The sequence below is a fragment of the Brevibacterium siliguriense genome (assembly GCF_900105315.1).
Classification (GTDB): domain Bacteria; phylum Actinomycetota; class Actinomycetes; order Actinomycetales; family Brevibacteriaceae; genus Brevibacterium; species Brevibacterium siliguriense.
Genome location: NZ_LT629766.1, coordinates 1253982 through 1273778, shown reverse-complemented (window position 1 = coordinate 1273778; position 19797 = coordinate 1253982). Strand labels below are relative to the sequence as shown.

The 19797-nt window shown below is 64.2% G+C and carries 21 protein-coding genes; 11 read left to right on the top strand and 10 right to left on the bottom strand.

From position 1 onward, the window contains the following. Positions 1 to 88: 88 nt before the first annotated feature. On the bottom strand, positions 89 to 1051 hold the full coding sequence (locus tag BLU88_RS05525; protein WP_092010943.1) for an EamA family transporter: 963 nt from the start codon (positions 1049 to 1051) through the stop codon (positions 89 to 91). A 308-nt stretch (positions 1052 to 1359) separates the two neighbouring features. Between BLU88_RS05525 and BLU88_RS05520 the strand changes: the two genes are divergently transcribed. The 10 genes from BLU88_RS05520 to pspAB all read left to right on the top strand — a co-directional run bounded on the left by BLU88_RS05520 (position 1360) and on the right by pspAB (position 10959). Beyond that, a complete protein-coding gene (locus BLU88_RS05520) occupies positions 1360 to 1953 on the top strand; it encodes a CGNR zinc finger domain-containing protein (RefSeq protein ID WP_092010942.1) in 594 nt (197 codons plus the stop codon). 63 nt (positions 1954 to 2016) lie between these two features. Further along, on the top strand, positions 2017 to 2400 hold the full coding sequence (locus BLU88_RS18560) for a hypothetical protein (RefSeq protein ID WP_092010939.1): 384 nt from the start codon (positions 2017 to 2019) through the stop codon (positions 2398 to 2400). 218 nt (positions 2401 to 2618) lie between these two features. Further along, positions 2619 to 3377 carry a response regulator transcription factor gene (locus BLU88_RS05510; protein ID WP_092010936.1) on the top strand — a complete coding sequence of 253 codons (759 nt, stop codon included), beginning with the start codon at positions 2619 to 2621 and terminating at the stop codon, positions 3375 to 3377. A 30-nt stretch (positions 3378 to 3407) separates the two neighbouring features. Next, positions 3408 to 5471: an ATP-binding protein gene (locus BLU88_RS05505; RefSeq protein WP_231939616.1), complete on the top strand. Its 2064-nt coding sequence runs from the start codon at positions 3408 to 3410 to the stop codon at positions 5469 to 5471. Further along, entirely contained in the window at positions 5468 to 7609 is a 2142-nt protein-coding gene (locus BLU88_RS05500) for a S1C family serine protease (RefSeq protein ID WP_092010932.1), read from the top strand. Before BLU88_RS05505 ends, BLU88_RS05500 begins: the two co-directional genes overlap by 4 nt. Before the next feature lie 215 nt (positions 7610 to 7824). After that, positions 7825 to 8112 carry a WXG100 family type VII secretion target gene (locus tag BLU88_RS05495; protein WP_092010929.1) on the top strand — a complete coding sequence of 96 codons (288 nt, stop codon included), beginning with the start codon at positions 7825 to 7827 and terminating at the stop codon, positions 8110 to 8112. Between the two features lie 178 nt (positions 8113 to 8290). After that, a complete protein-coding gene (locus tag BLU88_RS05490) occupies positions 8291 to 9040 on the top strand; it encodes a PspA/IM30 family protein (protein WP_092010926.1) in 750 nt (249 codons plus the stop codon). After that, positions 9037 to 9321, top strand: a complete 285-nt coding sequence (pspAA, locus tag BLU88_RS05485) for a PspA-associated protein PspAA (protein WP_092010923.1) — start codon at positions 9037 to 9039, stop codon at positions 9319 to 9321. Before BLU88_RS05490 ends, pspAA begins: the two co-directional genes overlap by 4 nt. Before the next feature lie 79 nt (positions 9322 to 9400). Next, entirely contained in the window at positions 9401 to 10312 is a 912-nt protein-coding gene (gene htpX / locus BLU88_RS05480) for a zinc metalloprotease HtpX (RefSeq protein WP_092010920.1), read from the top strand. A 47-nt stretch (positions 10313 to 10359) separates the two neighbouring features. After that, positions 10360 to 10959 carry a PspA-associated protein PspAB gene (gene pspAB / locus BLU88_RS05475; protein WP_092010918.1) on the top strand — a complete coding sequence of 200 codons (600 nt, stop codon included), beginning with the start codon at positions 10360 to 10362 and terminating at the stop codon, positions 10957 to 10959. An 87-nt stretch (positions 10960 to 11046) separates the two neighbouring features. On the opposite strand, the gene BLU88_RS05470 is transcribed toward pspAB, so the two are convergent. The 3 genes from BLU88_RS05470 to BLU88_RS05460 all read right to left on the bottom strand — a co-directional run bounded on the left by BLU88_RS05470 (position 11047) and on the right by BLU88_RS05460 (position 12982). Beyond that, positions 11047 to 11265, bottom strand: coding sequence for an RNA-binding S4 domain-containing protein (locus tag BLU88_RS05470; protein WP_092010915.1), 219 nt, complete (start codon positions 11263 to 11265; stop codon positions 11047 to 11049). Beyond that, positions 11265 to 12074, bottom strand: a complete 810-nt coding sequence (locus tag BLU88_RS05465) for a hypothetical protein (RefSeq protein WP_092010912.1) — start codon at positions 12072 to 12074, stop codon at positions 11265 to 11267. Before BLU88_RS05465 ends, BLU88_RS05470 begins: the two co-directional genes overlap by 1 nt. A gap of 158 nt (positions 12075 to 12232) precedes the next feature. Continuing rightward, positions 12233 to 12982, bottom strand: a complete 750-nt coding sequence (locus tag BLU88_RS05460) for a sulfite exporter TauE/SafE family protein (RefSeq protein ID WP_092010908.1) — start codon at positions 12980 to 12982, stop codon at positions 12233 to 12235. A gap of 76 nt (positions 12983 to 13058) precedes the next feature. Between BLU88_RS05460 and BLU88_RS05455 the strand changes: the two genes are divergently transcribed. Further along, positions 13059 to 13826, top strand: coding sequence for a DUF1707 SHOCT-like domain-containing protein (locus tag BLU88_RS05455; protein ID WP_092010905.1), 768 nt, complete (start codon positions 13059 to 13061; stop codon positions 13824 to 13826). Between the two features lie 35 nt (positions 13827 to 13861). Here BLU88_RS05455 and BLU88_RS05450 read toward each other — a convergent pair whose 3' ends face one another. From BLU88_RS05450 to BLU88_RS05425, 6 genes are all read right to left on the bottom strand, one after another. After that, positions 13862 to 14245 (bottom strand): nuclear transport factor 2-like protein, encoded by a 384-nt coding sequence (locus tag BLU88_RS05450; protein WP_092010902.1) that lies wholly within the window; start codon positions 14243 to 14245, stop codon positions 13862 to 13864. Positions 14246 to 14380: 135 nt separating this feature from the next. After that, on the bottom strand, positions 14381 to 16024 hold the full coding sequence (gene groL, locus BLU88_RS05445; protein WP_092010899.1) for a chaperonin GroEL: 1644 nt from the start codon (positions 16022 to 16024) through the stop codon (positions 14381 to 14383). Between the two features lie 419 nt (positions 16025 to 16443). Continuing rightward, entirely contained in the window at positions 16444 to 16647 is a 204-nt protein-coding gene (locus BLU88_RS05440; protein ID WP_092017207.1) for a cold-shock protein, read from the bottom strand. A gap of 462 nt (positions 16648 to 17109) precedes the next feature. Further along, on the bottom strand, positions 17110 to 17673 hold the full coding sequence (locus BLU88_RS05435) for a LytR C-terminal domain-containing protein (protein WP_092010897.1): 564 nt from the start codon (positions 17671 to 17673) through the stop codon (positions 17110 to 17112). A 2-nt stretch (positions 17674 to 17675) separates the two neighbouring features. Next, positions 17676 to 17942, bottom strand: coding sequence for a DUF3263 domain-containing protein (locus BLU88_RS05430; protein WP_025780444.1), 267 nt, complete (start codon positions 17940 to 17942; stop codon positions 17676 to 17678). A 218-nt stretch (positions 17943 to 18160) separates the two neighbouring features. Beyond that, positions 18161 to 19627, bottom strand: coding sequence for an aldehyde dehydrogenase family protein (locus tag BLU88_RS05425; RefSeq protein ID WP_092010894.1), 1467 nt, complete (start codon positions 19625 to 19627; stop codon positions 18161 to 18163). Positions 19628 to 19797 lie beyond the last annotated feature (170 nt).

Here is a 19797-nt window from a genome sequence, read left to right as displayed (position 1 = left end):
TATCTCTTAACATCGCAGATGTCTTCGAGCTACCCGACGGCGGCCCAGATACCTGGCGCCAGGTTGCTGGGCCGCCGTCAGGTAGTAATTACGTAGTGATGAGGGAGGGTTCGGACTTGGCGACTACCTCGCGGCGAGCCACCCGGCGGGCCAGGCGGGACTCGCCCCACTTGATGAAGCCGACGCCGCCGAGGATGAAGACTCCGCCGAAGAGCTGGATCGGGGCGGGCATCTCGAAGAGGACCAACCAGGCGACGATGACGGAGAACGGGACCTCGACGAGGTTGACGAACGATCCGACCGTCGCCCCGACATAGCGCAGACCGAGGATCCCGGTGATGTAGGCGCCGACCGTGAACACGACGATCATCGCCATCGGCACGACCCACGACATCGACACCCCGCCGAAGTCGACGTCCGCCGTCACCGCGTTCCACGGCATGATGCCGGCGAGCACGATGGCCGACATCGCCAGCGCCCCGATGCCCATGCCCAGACCTGTCAGCGCGACCGGCGGGATCGTGATCGTGTCCTTCGCAGAGACGAGGAAATAGCTGGCCAGGCAGACCGCCGCAGCCATCGCCATGACCACGCCGAAGATGCTGATCGACGATCCGCGCAGGTTGAGCACGAGCAGGAGCCCGATCATGGAGACGACGACCCCGATGAATGTCACGGTCGCCGGCCGGGTCCGTGTCCGCGCCCAGATCCAGAAGACGATGAGCATCGGGGCGGTCATCTCCAGCAGCAGTGCCACGGCCACGGTGAGGTGTTCGACGGCGACGAAGTAGAACCCCTGGACGCCGGCCATCGAGACCAGGCCGTAGGTGACGACGGTGCGCCAGTGCGTGATCACTTCGCCCCAGCGTCCGCGCAGGGCGATGAGGGTGGGGATGAGCAGCAGGACCGCGGAGCCGGCCAAGCGGATGAGCACCACCGCGCCCGGCGTCCACCCGATCGCGTACATCGTCTTCGCGATCGGCCCCGACACTGCGAAGAAGAACGCGGAGGCAAGAGTGAGCAGGAACCCTGCGATGACGGTGCGATTCATTCCTGACCTCCTGATGCGGCGAAACGTTGAGTGGCCTACGAGGACAGACGTCCCCGAGGTGGTGGTGCGGTGTTGAGTTGGCGGAGCGACGCTGAGTGGATGGTGCGGTGGCGGATCATCCCCTCGCCGAGGCGGCCCGACGTCGACATCAGCGTGGCCGTTTCGTCGTTCTGCCGGGTCTGCGCGTCGTCGGGTTGCGCAGGGCCTCGGCGAGCCCTGCAGATTGTCCGGTTTCAGTATCGACCCTGCAATTGAAATGGGTCAAGTGCAGTTTGGTCCTTACATGCTGTGACAGAATGGTTCCCGCTATGGCCTTCACATACGACATTCGCGCGAACCTCACGATGCTTGTCGACCTCCTCAACACCTCCAGCGACATCGTTGACGGCGGCGATGAACTGACGACAACCGCGAAACTCCGCGAGTTCGCGGCCCGGCACGACTTCTCCGGCCCTTTGACCGCCACCAAAAACGACGTCGATGAGACCCTGAAACTGCGCCAGCGATTCGCCGCCGCGCTGGACTCGAGCATCGACGCCGAGACCGACGACGAGGTCGAAGCAGGCACGACTGCGGTGGTCGATGAGATCAATCTCACACTGAGCGACTCGGGTTCCGTGCCGCAATTGGTCAAACATGACCACTGGGATTGGCACCTGCACGCCACCGGCACTCAAGCCAGCCTGGCCGACCGAGTGGCCGCCGACGTCGCACTCGTCCTCATCGACCTCATTCGCTCCGGGGACCTCGATCGCCTTGGCCGCTGTGCCGCCGAGGATTGCCGCGCCTATCTCGCCGACTTCAGCCGCAATCGCTCGAAGCGCTTCTGCGATACAGGCAGCTGTGCGACCCGCACGCATGTCGCGGCCTTCCGCGCCCGCCACGCCGACTCCCACGACTGACCCGAGTACCCGCCCATATCACTTGACCCGCTGCGCATCACCGCCGGCGCCGGACTCATCGCCGTGTCCCTGCCTGCCTTCCGCAAGGCTCGACACCCGATCCTCGACCGCCCTCCGCTCCCCGGCACCGCTCTGACCGAAGGCCGCGCCATCGGCGACTGGTCGGCAGCTAGCGCGAGGGACCCGAGCTTGACCGTGGTGCATTTCGTCGACGACAAGGGGCGCGAACGATGGACCCGCCACCTCATCCAGCAGAGTCTGTCATTGCGAGGCACCGTCGGCCAGGTGGTCTATGACCGTCACTACCCAGAGAAAGCCCGATGCTTCGCCGTCACTCAGCAGCTATTCGATATCCGGCCGCCTCGCGAGATCCGGGAGAATCCGGCGCCTCACCCACACACCATCCACCCGATGCCTCCCAGCTCTCGCCCGCCGCACCCACACTGAGCAGACCCCTCCCACGCCCACAGCCGCCTCGGCGAGCATTTCTGAGCTCGAGCTGGCCGCAGCCACATTTTTCACTGAAATCGGCCTTTCGTTCCTGAGAACGAATGGCCGACCCGGGATCCAAATGGACTTTCCTGAGAGTTTTTCAGTGAGGCACGTCACATTCACATTCAGGCAACCTCCAGCCCACTCCCAGAAACGGGTCTCAGACTGGATTCATGACTACAGCACAGAACGACACCGACATCGAAGCCACCCTGCTCGTTGTCGATGATGAGCCCAATATCCGCGAACTCCTGTCCACCAGCCTCCGCTTCGCCGGCTTCGACGTCGTCTCCGCCGCCAACGGCGCCGAGGCGCTGCGCCTGGCCGAGCAGACCGACATCGACCTCCTCGTCCTCGACGTCATGCTCCCCGACATGGACGGCTTCACTGTCACCCGCCGTCTGCGCCAGATCGGCATGAACGCCCCTGTCGTGTTCCTCACTGCTCGTGATGACACCTCGGACAAGATCACGGGGCTGACCGTCGGCGGCGACGACTACGTGACCAAGCCCTTCAGCCTCGAAGAGGTCGTCGCCCGCATCCGCGCCGTCCTCCGCCGCACCCGCAACCTCGAGGACGAGGAGAACGCCGTCATCATGGCCGGCGACCTCGAACTCGACGACGACACCCATGAGGTCCGCCGCTCCGGCATCCTCATCGACCTCTCCCCCACCGAGTTCAAGCTGCTGCGCTACCTCATGCTGAACACGAACCGCGTCCTGTCGAAGTCGCAGATCCTCGACCATGTGTGGGAGTACGACTTCGGCGGCGACACCGGAATCGTCGAGTCCTATATCTCCTACCTGCGCCGCAAGATCGACGTCACCCCGGAGACGGACGCCGCCGGTCACCCCGTCGAGATGGAGTGGACGCCGATGATTCAGACCAAGCGCGGGGTCGGCTACATGCTGCGCACACCGGAATCCAAGTAGTCGTCCATGCAAGGGCGATAGATTACACACGTGGCAATAGAATCCCGTCCCTCCCGCCCCGGCTTCTGGGAAGAATGGTCTCTGACCACCAAGCTGCTGGCCATCATGATGCTGCTCATGCTGCTCGTCCTCACGGGGACGAGCGCTTGGGTGTTGGAGAACCTGCGCGACAGCCTCGTCCAACGCACCGATGAACGACTCATCAGCGCCTCGGAGACCTTGGCGAAGCAGGCCTACCAAGACGTGTTCCAGCCAGCTGAGCTCCAGTCCGGGGATGACGACGCCGAGGATGCACCGTCGTCGACGACGATCGATTCGAATTCCTGGGATCAGCTCAAGAGCCTCCTGCCGGGAGGGTTCTACGTGCAGTTCTACGATACGAACGGGGATCCGATCCGCGACCCCGTCGCCCCGGAGCCGCAGAACCATCCGATCCTGCCGAAGATCGATGAGAAGGAAGTCTATTCCCGCGGCGGCGAGCCCTTCACCGTGGCCGGGACGAGTTCGCAGTGGCGAGCGCGGGCGATGAAGGTGAAGAACACCGACGTGCTCGTGTCCATCGCGGTGCCGTTCGACCGCGAGGTCGACAACATCAACGAGCGGGCCCGGAACACGATGATCGGCATCGGCCTGCTGGCCCTGGCAATGGTCGCCGGAGTCGGCTATTGGGCGATCAACAACACGTTCCGGCCGCTGCGCGATATCGAGAAGACCGCGTCCCGCATCGCCGCCGGTGACCTGTCCCAACGTGTGCCCAGCTATCCGCGCAACACCGAGCTCGGGCGTCTGTCGGCGGCGCTGAATACGATGCTCGGGCGCATCGAGGACTCCTTCGACGGGCAGACCCGTTCGGAGAAGCGCATCCGTCAATTCGTCTCCGACGCATCACACGAGCTGCGCACTCCCCTGGTCACCATCCGCGGTTATGCGGAGCTGTACCGGCAGGGTGCGATCACGAAGTCCGAAGACGTCGCCAATGCGATGGAGCGGATGGAGTCCGAGGCCAAACGCATGGGCGTCCTCGTCGACGATCTCGTCGTCCTCGCCAGACTCGACGAGCAGCGGGCTGCCGAGATCGGTCCGATCGACCTGCACAAGGTCGTCCGCGATGCCGCCGCCGATGCCGCGGCACAGGCCCCGGACCGAGACATCAGCTTCATCGGACTCGACGGCGAAGACGCCCAGCCGGTGCCGATGATTCGCGGTTCCGAGTCGAAGATCCGCCAGGTCATCGTCAACCTCGCAGGCAACGCCGTGCGCCACACACCCGAACACACGGCTATCGAATTCGCCGTCGGCGTCGTCGGTCTGCCCGATTCGGTCGACCCCGATTCGTCCGATACCGGCGAGATCAGTGAGAGCGGCGCCCGCGGTCAGAGCGGTCGCAGCGGGGGCAAGAGCGGCGCGAAGGACAAGCCCCGTGAGCGCGGGTTCGTCACCGGCGGGGTCCGGATATTCCGCCGAGGCGACTCTGCCGGAAACGACCAATCCGACACCCAGCCGAACCCCCGATCCGCGTCTCAGGCCGACACCCAGCCCGAGCGTCAGGTGGAGCCGCCGAATCCCACCCCGAACACCGACCAGGGAACCGGACAGCACAACGGACCCCACACCGGACAGCTCAAGACTCCGTCGGGAGATCAGTCCGGCCCTCAGCCTGGGACACCTGCAGATTCTCAGACTCCATCGCAGTCCGGTCCAGCGACCGATGCCCAGTCCGGTGCCCCATCCAAGGCCCCCGAGCCGGCGAACATCGTCCCGGATGTCACGGCGGCCGGATCCATCACCGTCGACGAGTCTCTGCGCGGATTCCCCAACGGTCGGGTCCGCTTCGAGGTCAGGGACCATGGAGACGGAATCGACCCCGAGGTGGTTCCGCGCATCTTCGAACGCTTCTACCGTCTCGACGTGTCCCGAACCAGGGACACCGGCGGATCCGGACTCGGGCTGTCGATCGTCAAGGCGATCGTGGAGAATCACCACGGTGCGATCTCCGTCCACGAAACACCGGGAGGCGGTGCGACGTTCCGCATCGACCTGCCCATCTCCGACAACGGCGAAACCACTGCGGACACACGAAAGGATGAGCGATGAACGAGAACAACGACGCCCAGAATCCCGATGAGGTGTCCCGTAGCCCCCGAGCGGACGAGCAGACTCCGCGCCCGTCGGCGAATCAGAGCAGCAGTTCCGCCGAGGGACGTCGCAGCCCGTCGGCCGGAGGCTACCGCGGTTCCGGTGCCGAGGTTCCGCGCACCTTCCCCTCCCAATCCAACGGCCCGGCCCGAGTCAGTCCACCCGTCGCTCCGCCCGAGCGGCGGCCCGACGTTTCGCCGACTCGCGCACAGAACCCTGTGGACGATCCCCCTCACCGAGGTGTTTCCCCCTCCCGGCAGCCCTCCCCCAATCAGCCCGGTGGGCAGCAGGGCAACCAAGCCGGCGGACGACAGGACGGCCAACCCGGTCAGCAGCGCGGCCAGTCCCAGCCGCCGTCGCCGTATCAGCCGAACGGTCAGCAGTCCTCTCCATATCAGCCGGGCGGCCAGCCGGGCTATCAGGGACTCAACAGCGACCAGAGCAACGTCGGCAACCAGCCGCAATCCGGTCAACAGAACGCCCAACCGAATCAGCTTCAGCAACAACCCCCGTACGCACAGCCCCAGCAGAGCGGTTCGCCGTCGTATCCGGGGCAGAGCGGACAGAACAGCTCAGGTCCGTCTGCCGCCGGCGCGGGAGCTGCGGCAGGTGCCGGAGCCGCGGCGGCCGGTGTTGGTGCGTACAACGCCGATTCGCACCCTCAGCAGACGGGTTCCGCCGGCTATCCAGCCGGACCCGGCAATCCGAATAGACCCGGTGCCCCGAGCGACTCCGGTTACCCGACCCCTCCGAACCAGCAGAATGGTCCCGGCCGACCAGGCGATCCCGCCCAACCAGGTGGTCCGGGCCAGCAGGCCCCTCCCGGCCAGCCGACCGGCTCCAACCCCTATGCGGCAGCGCCCGGCGCAGGACCCTATTCCTCGGAATTCTCAACCGTCGGTTCTCAGCCCGGCCTGGCCGGACCGGGAGGTCCCGGCGGACCATACGGCCCGGACGGGTTCGGTCCTTACGGAGCTCAGCAGCCGCCTCGGCGAGAGAAGAAAGGCCCCGGTTGGGGCGCGACGATCGCGATCGGACTTGTGGCTGCCCTCCTCGGTGGGGCTCTCGCGTTCGGTGGTAACTATGCGCTTTCAGCGTTGCAGCATGACGAGCCGCGCAAGGTCGCCGAGGAGACCATCGAGACTCCGGACTGGACTCAGGTTGCGGAGAAGACCTCGGACAGTGTGATGTCGATCCAGGTCGGCACTCGCGGTCAGGTCCAGGGGCTCGGCTCGGGTGCGCTCTACGACGATCGGGGCCACGTCATCACGAACAACCACGTCGTCGCTCCGGCGGACACTCCCGACGGAGAGATCGCCGTGACCATGAAGAACGGTGAGACGACAGAGGCGAAGATCGTCGGCCGGGACCCTTCGACCGATATCGCCGTCATCAAGCTCGACCAGGTGCCCGACGGTGTGAAACCGCTGGTCATCGGTGATTCGAAGAAGCTGACCGTAGGTGATCCGGTGATGGCACTGGGCAATCCGCTCGGCCTGGCCAACACCGTGACCACCGGCATCGTCTCCGCGCTCGACCGCCCAGTGTCGACGGAGAATATCGGCGAGGATGCTTCCTCGCAGGAGAAGGAGATGACGATCACGAACGCTATCCAGACGGATGCGGCGATCAACCCCGGCAACTCGGGTGGTCCGCTGGTCAATGGTGATGGCGAGTTCATCGGCGTGAACTCGGCGGCGGCCTCGCTGAGTCAGGGCGAGGGAGGACAGTCCGGATCGATCGGCATCGGCTTCGCGATCCCCGCGAACCAGGCTGTGATGGTCGCCGACCAACTGATCTCCTCCGGCAAAGCTCAGCATCCGTTCCTGGGCATCACGCTCACCGACGGGCACGTCAACAGCGGAGGGATCAGCCGTGGCAGCGCCAAGGTGCAGTCCGTGGCCAGTGGATCCCCTGCGGCCAAGGCGGGAATCAAGGACGGAGACGACATCACCGAGGTGGCCGGGACGAAGGTCAACAGCGCCATCGCCCTGCGCGCCCTCGTCCGCGCTCAGCCGGTGAACACTCCGGTCGAGGTCACAGTCGTCCGCGGCGGAAAGGAACAGAAGCTCGACGTCACGCTCGTCCTGCAGTGATCCCGCGACTCACGCGAGTCAGTGCAATCACGAGTCAATGCACTCAAGCGTCAGAGCTTGGGGACGCCGCCGCGACTCGGCCGCCTGGAGGGTGTGGACAGCCGAACGCTGTCCACACCCTCTTTCCGTGCTCTTCCACTCTTCTCCGCACGCCGTCGACACTGAAGTCGTCTCGCCCGACCGTGGCGGAACGTCTCTGTTCAAGAGGAGTGATGATGAGTTTCGAAGTCGACGCCGAGCGCGTCCAGTCTGCCGCCACCGCCGCCGCGAACACCTCCCGCAACCTCGTGGCCGAATCCGACACGATGATGCGCAATCTGCTCGCCCTTCAGGAATGTTGGCGCGGCAGTGCGGCACAGAACTTCCAGGCCGTGGTCAATCAGTGGGAGCGTGCGCAGAAGCAGCTCATGGAATCGCTCGACTCCGTCCATGGTGCGCTCCACACGGCTGCCCGGCAGTACTCTGAAGTCGAGGCGGCGAACTCGCGTCTCTTCGCGCCCTGAGCCGGTTGGATTCCACCGCCGCGATCTGTTTGTTCTCGTAGTCGGCGTCTGGCAAACTATCAGCCTTTCTCAGTAGACTTGAGAGCGATAGTTCGCGGCGGTGTTGGCCAAGAATCTCCGGATCGGAGTGGATCGGGTTGGCAGCGTCGGGTCAAACCAATGCAGGAGTCGACTACGGATGAGTATCTTCCAACGGATCGCGACGATCTTCGGTGCCAAGGCCAACAAAGCTCTGGACAAGGCCGAGAACCCCAACGAAACCCTTGACTATTCGTACCAGAAGCAGTTGGAGCTGCTGCAGAAGGTTCGCCGAGGTGTTGCCGATGTCGCCACCAGCCGCAAGCGCCTCGAGCTGCAGATCAACCAGCTCGAACAGCAGCAGAACAAGCTTTCCGGTCAGGCCGAGAAGGCCATGCAGATCGGTCGCGAGGACCTCGCCCGCGAAGCTCTCACCCGCAAGTCCGGGCTGACCCAGCAGATCACCGATCTGCAGACCCAGCACGAGGGACTGCAGGGTGAGGAGCAGAAGCTCACTCTCGCCTCGCAGCGCCTGCAGGCCAAGGTCGACGCCTTCCGCACGAAGAAGGAGACCCTCAAGGCCACGTACAACGCCGCCGATGCACAGACGAAGATCGGCGAAGCGTTCTCGGGCATCTCGGAAGAGCTCGGCGACGTCGGACTCGCCGTCCAGCGCGCCGAGGACAAGACCGCGTCGCTGCAGGCCCGTGCCGGTGCCGTCGATGAGCTCCTCGCTTCCGGTGCCCTCGACGACGTCACGGGAACCCAGAAGGACGACATCACCGCCCAGCTCGACTCCCTCTCCAGCGAGAACGACGTGGAGATGGAACTCCAGCGCATGCGTGAGTCCCTGCCTGCCGGCTCCGAGAAGCAGGACCAGAAGTCTCTCGAGGGTGAGGACAAGCAATGATCATCCGCATCATGGGCGAGGGACAGTTCGACGTCGAGAACGTCGACCAGAACCTGCTGCAGAAGTACGACAACCAAGTCGAGGACGCCGTCAACGCCGGCAATGAGGAAGCCGCCCGCACCGCGTTGAGCGCCCTCCACGACTACGTCACGGCCAACGGTCAGCCTGTCGCCGATGACTACCTCGGATCCTCCGATGTCGTCATCCCCTTCGTCGACGCCACCTTGACCGAAATCGCCGAACTGCTCACCGGCGAGGGTTTCATCCCGGACCCGGCCTGAAACCACAGAGCACCGAAATGCACCCGGCCCATTGTCTTCGACGGTGGGCCGGTTCTGCCACTGCCAGAGAGGAACCACGATGAAGAATCGCTTCGTCAAAGACAACGGACTGACCATGCGGATGGGATGGACGATCTTCCTCAACGGCCTCATCTATGTCGTGCTCATCCTCGCGATCTGGTGGATCGTCGGGCAGAGCATTCCCGGCGTCATCATCGCCGTCCTCATCAGCGCCGGCGCGTTCTTCTTCCAGTGGTACTTCTCCGACAAGATCGCCATGCGAGCCATGGGCGGCAGGGAGGTCTCCCCCGAGGAGGCTCCAGAGCTGCACACGATCGTCGACCGTCTCTGCCAGCTGGCCGATTCGACGAAACCCCGTGTGGCGGTCTCGAACTCCCCGATCCCCAATGCCTTCGCCACTGGCCGCTCCCCCGAACGCTCGGTGGTGTGCGTGACCCGTGGTCTGCTCGAGAAGCTCGACCGTGATGAGGTCGAAGTCGTGCTCGCCCACGAGCTGTCCCACGTCGCCCACCGCGACGTGACCGTGATGACCGTCGCCGGCGTCACCGGAGTCGTCGCAGCACTGATGATGCGCGCCGGGTACTACATGAGCTTCGGACGGTCGAACAACAATAACAACGGCATCCCGATCCAGCTGCTGTTCATCCTCGTCGGAGCTGTCGTCTACGGGCTCTCGTTCGTCCTCATCCGCGCTCTCTCCCGGTATCGTGAGCTGGCCGCCGACCGTGCCGCAGCCATCCTCACCGGTGCACCGTCGACCCTGGCATCGGCGCTGACGAAGCTCAGCGGTGACATGGCCAAGATCCCGGAGAAGGATCTGCGGTCGTCCGCCTCGGCGAACCATCTGGCCCTCATCCCCGCCATCAGCGGAAAGGCCGCCCTCGGCCAGCTCTTCTCCACCCACCCCTCGCTCGAGAAGCGCCTGGACCAGCTGGCGAAGATCTCCGCTCAGCTCTCCCGCCCCGAATGAGCATCCGCCCTCACCGTTGAACTGCGCACCACCGAATTAGGAGCTCCATGGGATTCTTCGACGCACTGCTCGGCCGGTCCAAACCGAAACGGGCCAACCTCGACGACCTCTTCGCCCTGCCCCCTGCGGCACTGACGCTGCAGGCCGCGACCGGCTTCACCCCAACCGGGGCCGGAGCCGTCGCGTTCCGTCAGGTCGAGGGGGCTGCCTTCCAGTCCGCCGAGTCCGAAAGCGTCGCTCTCATCGGATCCGATCCGGCAGCCTCGGTGAGGCAGGAGAACGACGGTTTCGGGTTCACGTGGCAGGTCGTGTCCGATGACAACGCCGAGGTGGTCAACCTCGTCACGAACATCCACGCCGTGAACTCTGCGCTGGTCAATCAGGGTTTCGACACCATGTTGCTGTGCACGACCGTGTACTTCGTCCACCCCGATGGGCGTCGGATGGCGTTGGTCTACCAGTACAAGCGCGGCACCTTCTACCCGTTCGTGCAGTTGGGACCGAAGCAGCGCGACAACCCACTCGAGATCCAGGTCAAGGGCATCCTCTCCGGCGAGCTGCCGTTCGAAGAGGACACGTCGAACTGGTCGGCGCTGTGGGACGCCCCGGGTATGAACGACACCCCGGGTGCTCCCGAGCTGCAGTAAGCATTCCCGGTCAGAAGGCTGGTTCTGATTCGGAAAGACAAGTGGGGGCGTCCCCGCGGGGACGCCCTCCACCTATATCTGAAGCTGTCAACCTACCTCGCTGGTCACCTCGATGACTTCGCCGAGGGCTTCGATGCGGTCGCCGGGACGGATCGTGGCACCGCGACGGGTCTCGACCTCGCCGTTGACGCTGACCTCACCGTCGGCGATCATGTCCTTGGCCATGGCACCGTGTTCGGCGATTCCGTGGAGTTTGAGCAGCTGACCGAGCCTGATCGACTCGCCGCGGATCTCGATCGTGTCCATCAGAATATGTCTCCGAATCCGTCGAACAGTCCGCCGCCGTCACCGCCGTCGCCTCCGAAGAAGCCACCGCCGTCACCGCCGCCGATATCTCCACCGGCATCGCCCATGTCGCCTCCGTAGGCGCCGTCCCAGCCGCCGCCCATACCGCCGAACATCATGGCACCCATGAGGACGCCGGGCAGCAGGCCGGAACCTGCGTAGGAGTTGAAGTAGCCGCGGTTGTACTCGGTGTAGGCCGGTCCGGCCTCCCAGTAGGCGCGGCGAGTGTGTCCGTCACCCGTGACGACCTTGCGCACCAGCGGATCGGCACCGACTGCGACGCGCTCGGCGTCGGCGGCGCATACCGGCACGGGTCGCAGCTGACCTCCGGCCGGGGCCCAGTCGATGTCTTCGACCGAGGGACCGTGCTGAGGGTTGAAGAAGCAGGGCGGACGACGCACCGGCAGGGGTTTGCCTTCGACCCGGGCGCGAACACACTTGGCGGCATAGCGGCCGTCTTCGAGTGCCTCGGTGACGTGGCGGATGTCAGCGGGTTCAGAGACCTTCTCGAGTGTCTCCTTGGCAATGTCGTACGAGTCGAGCGCCTGCTTGTAGTCCTGCGCTCCGCCCGTATCGAGGTCGACTCCCGCTGTGATGACGTCGAGTTCGGCGACTTCTTCACCGAATGAGGTGACGTCCTCTTCAGCGGTCTTCTTCACCTGCTGAAGTTCGGCGGCGTGCAATTCCCGCTGCCGCTGCTTCTCCCTGCGGTGACCGATGAAGAAAACGGCCCCGAGAACAACGAGCAGCAACAGAAATACTTCAGTCACGATCCATGCCTCCCAGGCTAGCTTTGTCCTCGAACAGTATGCCCGATGAAACTGACAGGCGTCTGAGCCTGTGCCCCACATCCGCTCAGTCCCCTGCCGCCGATGACCGGTCCGCTCGGGTCATGCGACACCTGTCGCTCGGCCGTCGGTCGACCACCTCAGACGAGCCCCAGGAGGCCCTTCACCAAGGCCGCGATGCCGCCTCCGAATGCGAGCACGAGCATCCCGATCCGCGCGATGGCCACGTCGATATGACGCGCGAGCCGATCGCCGCCGACCAAACCGCCCACGAGGACGAGACCGAGTCCGATCCAGACTCCGATCTCCAGCTGCGGCCACGCTCCTCCGTCGATGATCACCTTCATCACCACCGCCGAGGCGGTCCCGACGACGAGGAACGGCTGGAGAGTGGCGGCGAACGACCGCTGTTCCCAGGTCGTCAGGACGGCATAGGCGCTGACGGCCGGTCCCCCGGCTCCGGCAGCGGCCGACATCGCACCGGAGAAGAGTCCGGCAGTCAGCCGTGTGCCGAAGTTCGCGGGAATCGACCGCCCCAGCTTCCCCAAGGTCAGCGAGCTGATGAGGGAGACGACGATGAGTGCGCCGATGAGGATCTGCAGCGGAGGAGTGGGCATCGAGGATGAGAGCAGTGCGCCGGGGACCGTGCCGATCACCGCGCCCAAGGCAAGGTGTCGGAAAGGCGGCCATTCCACCTCGGCGAAGGTGCGGACGAAGACGGAGAATGATGCGATGATTCCGCAGATGTTGACGAGGATTACTCCGCTGAACGGGTCGAGGAGGAGGACGAGGAATGGGCCGCTGACCAGGCCGAATCCCATCCCGGTGACGCGTTGGGACAATGCACCGAGGAACACTGCGAAGAGGATGAGCACGACGACGGGTTCCACATGGTCGAGTCTAGTCCAGCCCGATTCCCGGCTGGCCCTCAGTCTCGCCGCCGAGCGCGGGGTTAGAGTATTCACCATGAATGGCAGTCCCGTCTGGTCGCGTTTCAGCGCAGATCCGCGATCGTTTGGACAGGTCCGGGCCACTGATGCCGATCGCGCGGTCGTCAGTGATGTCCTCTCGGAAGGGTATGCTCTCGGTCAGCTCGACGTGACGGAGTTCGATGAACGCACCGAGGCGGCTGCGAAGGTCAAATTGCTCGGTGAAGTCCCAGCGCTGATCGAGGACCTCGTCCTCACTGATCCCGCCGAGACCGAACCCAGACAGCTCGATGAGGCGGAGCGGGCGCAGGCTCTGGCCCGACTCGATGACGACCGGGTGCCGATCACGCCGGAGCAGATCGATGCCGCGGCGCAGAAGTACTACCGGGATCGGGTGCGCCGGTCGCTGCTCGGCGCCGTCGCGGGCCCGGTCGGGATCGTGCTGGCGATCTGGGCGATCTCGTCGATCGCTTCCGGCCAGTTCATCTTCTTCTGGCCGATCTTCGTCATCATCCCCATGCTGTTCGGCGGCTTGGGGCGCATCGCACACAAGGATGAGATCATCCGCAATCGGAAGAAGGAGCTCACGCGGCGAGCCAGGGCGCACCTCGGCGATGCCGAGGCCAAGCGACAGCTCGAACAGGGCGAAGCTCCCGAGCGAGATTACGAAGCCGACTTCGGCACCGGACTGCAGCCGCCGCCTCCGTCCCACCCGCCGTACTCCCCCGGCCAGACCTCACGCCGGGATGAGAGGAACCGTCGCCGGAGGCAGCGCCGCTACCACCGCGACAACCCCTGGGGCTGAGGGCATGTTTCGCATCTGGGAGGTGCTGCTCCGCCTCAGGCTTGAAAGACCCGTATCTGCCCGAAGTCCTGTGCTTTGTGCGTGGTGAACCACATGGTGTGCGAGAAGTGCCGCAGGTCGTCGCCGTCGGCTTCGGATTGCCAGTAGCCCCACGCAGCTGCGGCCTTGCCGTGGGTGATCGCTGCTTCGAGGTGGCCGACCTCGGGTGAATGGGCGGACAGCTTCAGCAGCGCTTCGACGACGGCTTCTCGCCCGGTGTAGGTCTCGACCTCGGAGGAGTGGACGATTTGGAGCACGCAGTCGTCGGCGATCACCTCGGCGAGGGCGTCTTCGTCACCGGTGAAGAGATTCTCTTCGAGGGTTGCGACGAAGACGTTCTTCGGACTGTTTCCGCAGGCATCGGTGCCGGTGAAAGTCATACCGCCAGCCTATGCGGGACGCTGTGGCAGGACAACGGGGCGGTGGACCGCCTCGGTGAGGGAATCCGGGCACGAAAACGGCCGTGCCGGCTCCCTTGCGGGCACCGGCACGGCCGATCGATAGAGCGGGGACTGTCAGAAGCCCATGCCGCCCATTCCACCCATGCCGTCCATGCCGGCAGCTGCGTCTGCACCTGCGGCGGCCTTTTCGGGCTTGTCGGCGACGACCGACTCGGTGGTGAGGAACAGACCGGCGATCGAGGCGGCGTTCTGCAGAGCAGAGCGGGTCACCTTGACCGGGTCGTTGATGCCGGCGGCCAGCAGGTCCTCGTACTCACCGGTTGCGGCGTTGAGACCGAATCCGGAGTCGAGGTTGGCGACCTTGTCGGCAACCACACCGGCTTCGAGACCGGCGTTCGTGGCGATCTGCTTCAGCGGGGCTTCGATGGCAACCTTGACGATGTTGGCACCGGTGGCCTCGTCTCCCTCGAGTGCGAGGTCGGCGAATGCGGCCTTGCCAGCCTGGATGAGCGAGACGCCGCCACCGGCGACGATTCCCTCTTCCACAGCAGCCTTGGCGTTGCGCACGGCATCTTCGATGCGGTGCTTGGTTTCCTTGAGCTCAACTTCGGTGGCGGCTCCGGCCTTGATGACCGCAACGCCGCCGGCCAGCTTGGCCAGACGTTCCTGCAGCTTCTCACGGTCGTAGTCGGAGTCCGAATTCTCGATCTCGGCGCGGATCTGTGCGACCCGTCCGGCGATCTCCTCGGCATCTCCTGCGCCCTCGACAATGGTGGTCTCGTCCTTGGTGATGACGACCTTACGGGCGGTGCCCAGCAGATCGGTGGTCACGCTGTCGAGCTTGAGCCCGACTTCCTCGGACACGACCTGGCCACCGGTGAGGATGGCGATGTCGGCGAGCTGAGCCTTGCGACGGTCACCGAAGCCAGGAGCCTTGACGGCCACGGACTTGAAGGTGCCCTTGAGCTTGTTCAGCACCAGGACGGCCAGGGCTTCGCCCTCGACGTCTTCGGCGATGATGAACAGCGGCTTGTTGGACTGCTGGACCTTCTCAAGGACGGGCAGCAGGTCCTTCACGTTCGAGATCTTGGAGTTGACGATGAGGATGTAGGGATCCTCAAGGACAGCTTCCTGGCGATCGGTGTCGGTGACGAAGTAACCGGAGATGTAGCCCTTGTCGAAGCGCATACCCTCGGTCAGTTCGAGCTCGAGTCCGAAGGTGTTGGACTCCTCGACGGTGACGACGCCTTCCTTGCCGACCTTGTCGATGGCCTCGGCGATCAGTTCACCGATTGCGGGATCTCCGGCGGAGATGCCTGCGGTAGCGGCGATCTGTTCCTTGGTCTCGATGTCGATGGCGTTGTTCAGCAGGACGTTCGTGACGGCCTCAACGGCCTTCTCGATGCCGCGCTTGAGGCTGAGCGGATCAGCACCGGCTGCCACGTTGCGCAGGCCTTCGCGGACGAGAGCCTGTGCGAGCACGGTAGCGGTGGTGGTTCCGTCGCCTGCGACGTCGTCAGTCTTCTTGGCGACTTCCTTGACGAGCTCGGCGCCGATCTTCTCGTAGGGGTCCTCGAGTTCGATCTCCTTGGCAATGGAGACACCATCGTTGGTGATGGTCGGTGCGCCCCACTGCTTTTCGAGCACGACATTGCGACCGCGGGGCCCAAGGGTCACCTTGACCGCGTCCGCAAGCTGGTTGAGGCCAGCTTCGAGTCCTCGACGAGCTTCTTCGTCGAATACAATCATCTTTGCCATAGTGGCTTAGATCCTCCCTGATGGAGTGGAGTGGGAATCCAGAGCAGTCATCAACGCCCGCGACGGCAGAGAGTGTGTCCGCATGTTCCATTCCACATATGGACCACGCTCTCGAGACGACTGGTGGGAACCCATCGGTTTTCACCAGTACTAGATTTAGCACTCTCCCCATGCGAGTGCAAATATTCATTGCCCGCCATGACGGGCGGGGACGGAGTCGATCCGCGAATTCTCGGCCTGCGGCGAAGGCGCGGAGGGCAGTTCGGCCCAGCGCGAAACGACTTTCCCCGCGGGCACTGAAAAGCGCCGAGCAGTTGCCTGCTCGGCGCTTCCCCCGTGCGATTGGCGCCGGTCGGTCCGAAGATCATTCCGACGACCCGCCGCAGCGGATCAGAAAACTGTGCTGACAGCAGCCAGTCTCAGAGGAGGGTGACGGACTCCGCCTGAGGACCCTTTTGTCCTTCTCCAACTTCGAACTGAACCTGCTGGCCCTCTTCGAGAGAGCGGTAGCCGTCCATCTGGATTGCGCTCCAGTGAACGAACACGTCCTGGCTATCGCCTTCGAGGGTGATGAATCCATAGCCCTTTTCAGCATTGAACCACTTGACGGTACCTTGTGCCATTACTTCTCCATACAGTGCAGTGCCATTGAAATCCCGCATCGCAGCCGCGATCATATGACCTCACCCGAGATACGGAAGCTAGTAAAACTCAACTGACCCCGCGACTTCTCTCATTGACCTCTAGAGAATTATCTCGGTGAAGCACGAATAGAACACAAGGTGCTGTGCTTGCCTAGCTGGTGCAACTCTACCGCAGGCACGCATCCCACCTAGAGCGGTTGAGCACTGTTATAGATTCGTTATCTAACGGTTTCTGCCCAGTTCACAGCGGGGATCACCGCGAACAGAATCAGACCGATCGGTCAGGAATTCGCCGAGGCGGCCCGCCCACACATGATCCGTTCACTACCGAAGCAGCTCATCAGATCTTGACTCGCCTATTCGAGATCGAACAGCAGCCGGCCACGGCCGCACCGATCCCGCCGGCTCAGTCGCGCTCCCGCGCAGCCGAATCGCGTCGGATCAGTCCGAGCCCCCGCCTTCGCTGGACTCCGGCCCGCGATCGGCGATGTCCGAACAGATGACGACGGTAACGTCGGCTTCGAAGTCCGAAGAGGCTTCCGTGGCCGAGACTCCCAGCGACTTGGCGACGAGCTTGGCCTGCGAAGCGTTCTCTTCGCCGTTGTAGTACACGGTCGAGTCGGTCAGGTTCGTCGAGTAGTTGCCGACCTGGCCGAGCTTCCAGCCCTTCTCTTCGACAGCTTCGGAGAACTTCTTCGCGGCGCCGGAGACTCCGGAGCCGTTGAGCACGTCGACGGTGATCGAGTCGTCCGCGACGCTGACTTCGCTCTCGCTCGGCGAGGGTTCGGCCGACGCCGATTCAGAGGCCGGCGGGTCGGCGATCTTCGATTCGGGGTTGCCCATCGAGGAGAAGATGATGTTGATGGCGGCCACGACCAGCAGGACGGCGACCAGGGCGAGGATGATGACCAGCGAGATGGCACCGATGTTCGACGACGCCGCGGATTCCTGTCGATGGGCACCGCTGCGCCGGCCGGGCTCGATCTCGTCGAATTCGTCGGTCATGTCTACCTCGAGACGCGGGCTTGGGCGCGTTCGCTCTGCCGCGTACTGCGGATTCGGCGAAGGCGCTTGACCAGCATGGGGTCGCTGGCCAGAGCTGCAGGGTTGTCAAGAAGCGAGTTGAGAATCTGGAAGTAGCTGGTGGCCGACATGTCGAAGCGCTCACGGATCGCGTGATCCTTGGCGCCTCCGTATTTCCACCACCGCCGCTCGAACTCCAAAACGGCCACCTCAAGCTCGCTCAGTTCCGAGGTGTCGTCATTCGGCGGCATAGAGGTTGTGCTCCTTCGAGAGGTGTCTGTGCTTCTATATTATCGCCCGATCGGCGGTACCGAAATTTCCGGCGCGCCGCCGCGACTGTGAGGCCGGTCCCTGATCGTCCCAAGTCAACCGCATCACCCCGCCGCACGGCTGACGATTCGGCGGCCGTGACGACGGGGTGAGTTGGGCGAACCTCGACGAGGCGGTGCCGCCTCGGCGAGGAAATCCGTCAGCGGATGCGGATGTTGACCTGCTTGATCTGGGTGAAGCCCTCGAGCATGCCCTCCAGCGATGCCTCACGTCCGAAGCCGGAGGTCTTCATGCCGCCATAGGACTGGCCGGCCAGCTGGCCGCCGCCCTGGTTGACCTGGACCCAGCCGGATTCGATCCGGTTGGCCATGGTCAGGGCCGCGTCGACGTCCTTGGTGAAGACGAAGGCCGCGAGGCCGAAGTCGGAGTCGTTGGCCATGTCGATGACCTCGTCGATGTCCTTCCACGGGATGACGGAGAGGACGGGGCCGAAGATCTCTTCGCGGCTGGTCTGCCAGTCGTTCTTCGCCTTCGAGAAGATCACGGGCGCGTGGTAGAAGCCGGGTTCGCCGACCGTCAGCGAATCGGAGCCGTCGTAGGCGATCTCGACGCCGTCCATCGACTTGCCCATCTCGATGTAGCTGGCGACCTGGTCGTACTGCTTCTGGTTGATGATGCAGCCGATGTCGGTCGACTCATCGCGGGGGTCGCCGACCTTCATCTTCGACACCGCGTCGACGAGCTTGGACAGGAAGTCGTCGTAGATGTCCTCGTGGAGGAACAGGCGCGAACCCATGGTGCACGACTGACCCTGGCGGGCGAAGCGGGTCGACAGCAGCACCTGTTCGAGGGTGTCGTCGTCGTTCGAGTCCGGGAAGATGATGTTGGGGCTCTTGCCGCCGAGCTCCATCGACGAATGCGCGAGACGGCCGCCGGCCACCTCAGCGACGTGACGGCCGACACTCGTCGATCCGGTGAACGAGACTTTGTCGACGTCGGGGTGGACATTGAGGGCCTCGCCGATGACCGAACCCTTGCCGGTGACGACGTTGAGCACGCCGGCGGGCAGGATGTCGGCGATGATCTCGGCCATCTTGAGGATCGTCAGCGGCGCATCCTCGGCGCACTTGAGGACGATCGTGTTGCCGGCGGCGATCGCCGCCGGGGTCTTGAAGGCGGCAATCATCAGCGGCGAGTTCCACGGCAGGATGCCGGCGACGACGCCCAATGGCACGCGTTTGGTGTACTGGAGCTGCTTGTCTCCGGCGGGCAGGGTGTTGCCCTTGACCTCACCGGCGACACCGCCCATGTAGCGGAAGAGGTCGGCCAGCGTGATCGTCTCCGGACGAGCCTGTGTGCGGATCGCGTTTCCGGTGTCGATCGCGGTCAGCTGAGCGAGCTCCTCCGACGCGGCTTCGAGAGCATCGGCGCAGGCCAGAAGCTTTTTCTGGCGTTCCTTGAAAGGCACAGCCGCCCATTCCGGGAAGGCCTTCCGCGCGGCCTTGACGGCACGGTCGGCGTCGGCTTCCTTGCCGTTGGGCACCTTGGCGATGACGACGTTGCGGTCGATCGGGGTGATGACATCGGTGGTGTCGCCGTCAGCGGCGTCGACCCACTCTCCGCCGATGAGCATCTTCCAGTTCTTGGCCTCTGGGAATTCCGACATTTCGGTCCTTTCGTTCAACGATGAACTCCTTAGGCAGAGCATAACGCGTGGCAGTGACGGGCAATACACCCGCTCGGTAGGCGATCGCGCACACCCGATCTGCGCTCCGTGCACATACGCGCAGGTCCCTCGCCGAGGCGACCTCGACGGCCGAGCATCGCTACACTCGT

Excerpts from the sequence above, each read along its gene's own strand:
- BLU88_RS05525 (WP_092010943.1), bottom strand. The coding sequence starts at position 1,051 with ATGAATCGCACCGTCATCGCAGGGTTCCTGCTCACTCTTGCCTCCGCG.
- BLU88_RS05520 (WP_092010942.1), top strand. The coding sequence starts at position 1,360 with ATGGCCTTCACATACGACATTCGCGCGAACCTCACGATGCTTGTCGAC.
- BLU88_RS05510 (WP_092010936.1), top strand. The coding sequence starts at position 2,619 with ATGACTACAGCACAGAACGACACCGACATCGAAGCCACCCTGCTCGTT.
- BLU88_RS05500 (WP_092010932.1), top strand. The coding sequence starts at position 5,468 with ATGAACGAGAACAACGACGCCCAGAATCCCGATGAGGTGTCCCGTAGC.
- BLU88_RS05495 (WP_092010929.1), top strand. The coding sequence starts at position 7,825 with ATGAGTTTCGAAGTCGACGCCGAGCGCGTCCAGTCTGCCGCCACCGCC.
- BLU88_RS05490 (WP_092010926.1), top strand. The coding sequence starts at position 8,291 with ATGAGTATCTTCCAACGGATCGCGACGATCTTCGGTGCCAAGGCCAAC.
- pspAA (WP_092010923.1), top strand. The coding sequence starts at position 9,037 with ATGATCATCCGCATCATGGGCGAGGGACAGTTCGACGTCGAGAACGTC.
- htpX (WP_092010920.1), top strand. The coding sequence starts at position 9,401 with ATGAAGAATCGCTTCGTCAAAGACAACGGACTGACCATGCGGATGGGA.
- pspAB (WP_092010918.1), top strand. The coding sequence starts at position 10,360 with ATGGGATTCTTCGACGCACTGCTCGGCCGGTCCAAACCGAAACGGGCC.
- BLU88_RS05470 (WP_092010915.1), bottom strand. The coding sequence starts at position 11,265 with ATGGACACGATCGAGATCCGCGGCGAGTCGATCAGGCTCGGTCAGCTG.
- BLU88_RS05455 (WP_092010905.1), top strand. The coding sequence starts at position 13,059 with ATGAATGGCAGTCCCGTCTGGTCGCGTTTCAGCGCAGATCCGCGATCG.
- BLU88_RS05450 (WP_092010902.1), bottom strand. The coding sequence starts at position 14,245 with ATGACTTTCACCGGCACCGATGCCTGCGGAAACAGTCCGAAGAACGTC.
- groL (WP_092010899.1), bottom strand. The coding sequence starts at position 16,024 with ATGGCAAAGATGATTGTATTCGACGAAGAAGCTCGTCGAGGACTCGAA.
- BLU88_RS05440 (WP_092017207.1), bottom strand. The coding sequence starts at position 16,647 with ATGGCACAAGGTACCGTCAAGTGGTTCAATGCTGAAAAGGGCTATGGA.
- BLU88_RS05435 (WP_092010897.1), bottom strand. The coding sequence starts at position 17,673 with ATGACCGACGAATTCGACGAGATCGAGCCCGGCCGGCGCAGCGGTGCC.
- BLU88_RS05430 (WP_025780444.1), bottom strand. The coding sequence starts at position 17,942 with ATGCCGCCGAATGACGACACCTCGGAACTGAGCGAGCTTGAGGTGGCC.
- BLU88_RS05425 (WP_092010894.1), bottom strand. The coding sequence starts at position 19,627 with ATGTCGGAATTCCCAGAGGCCAAGAACTGGAAGATGCTCATCGGCGGA.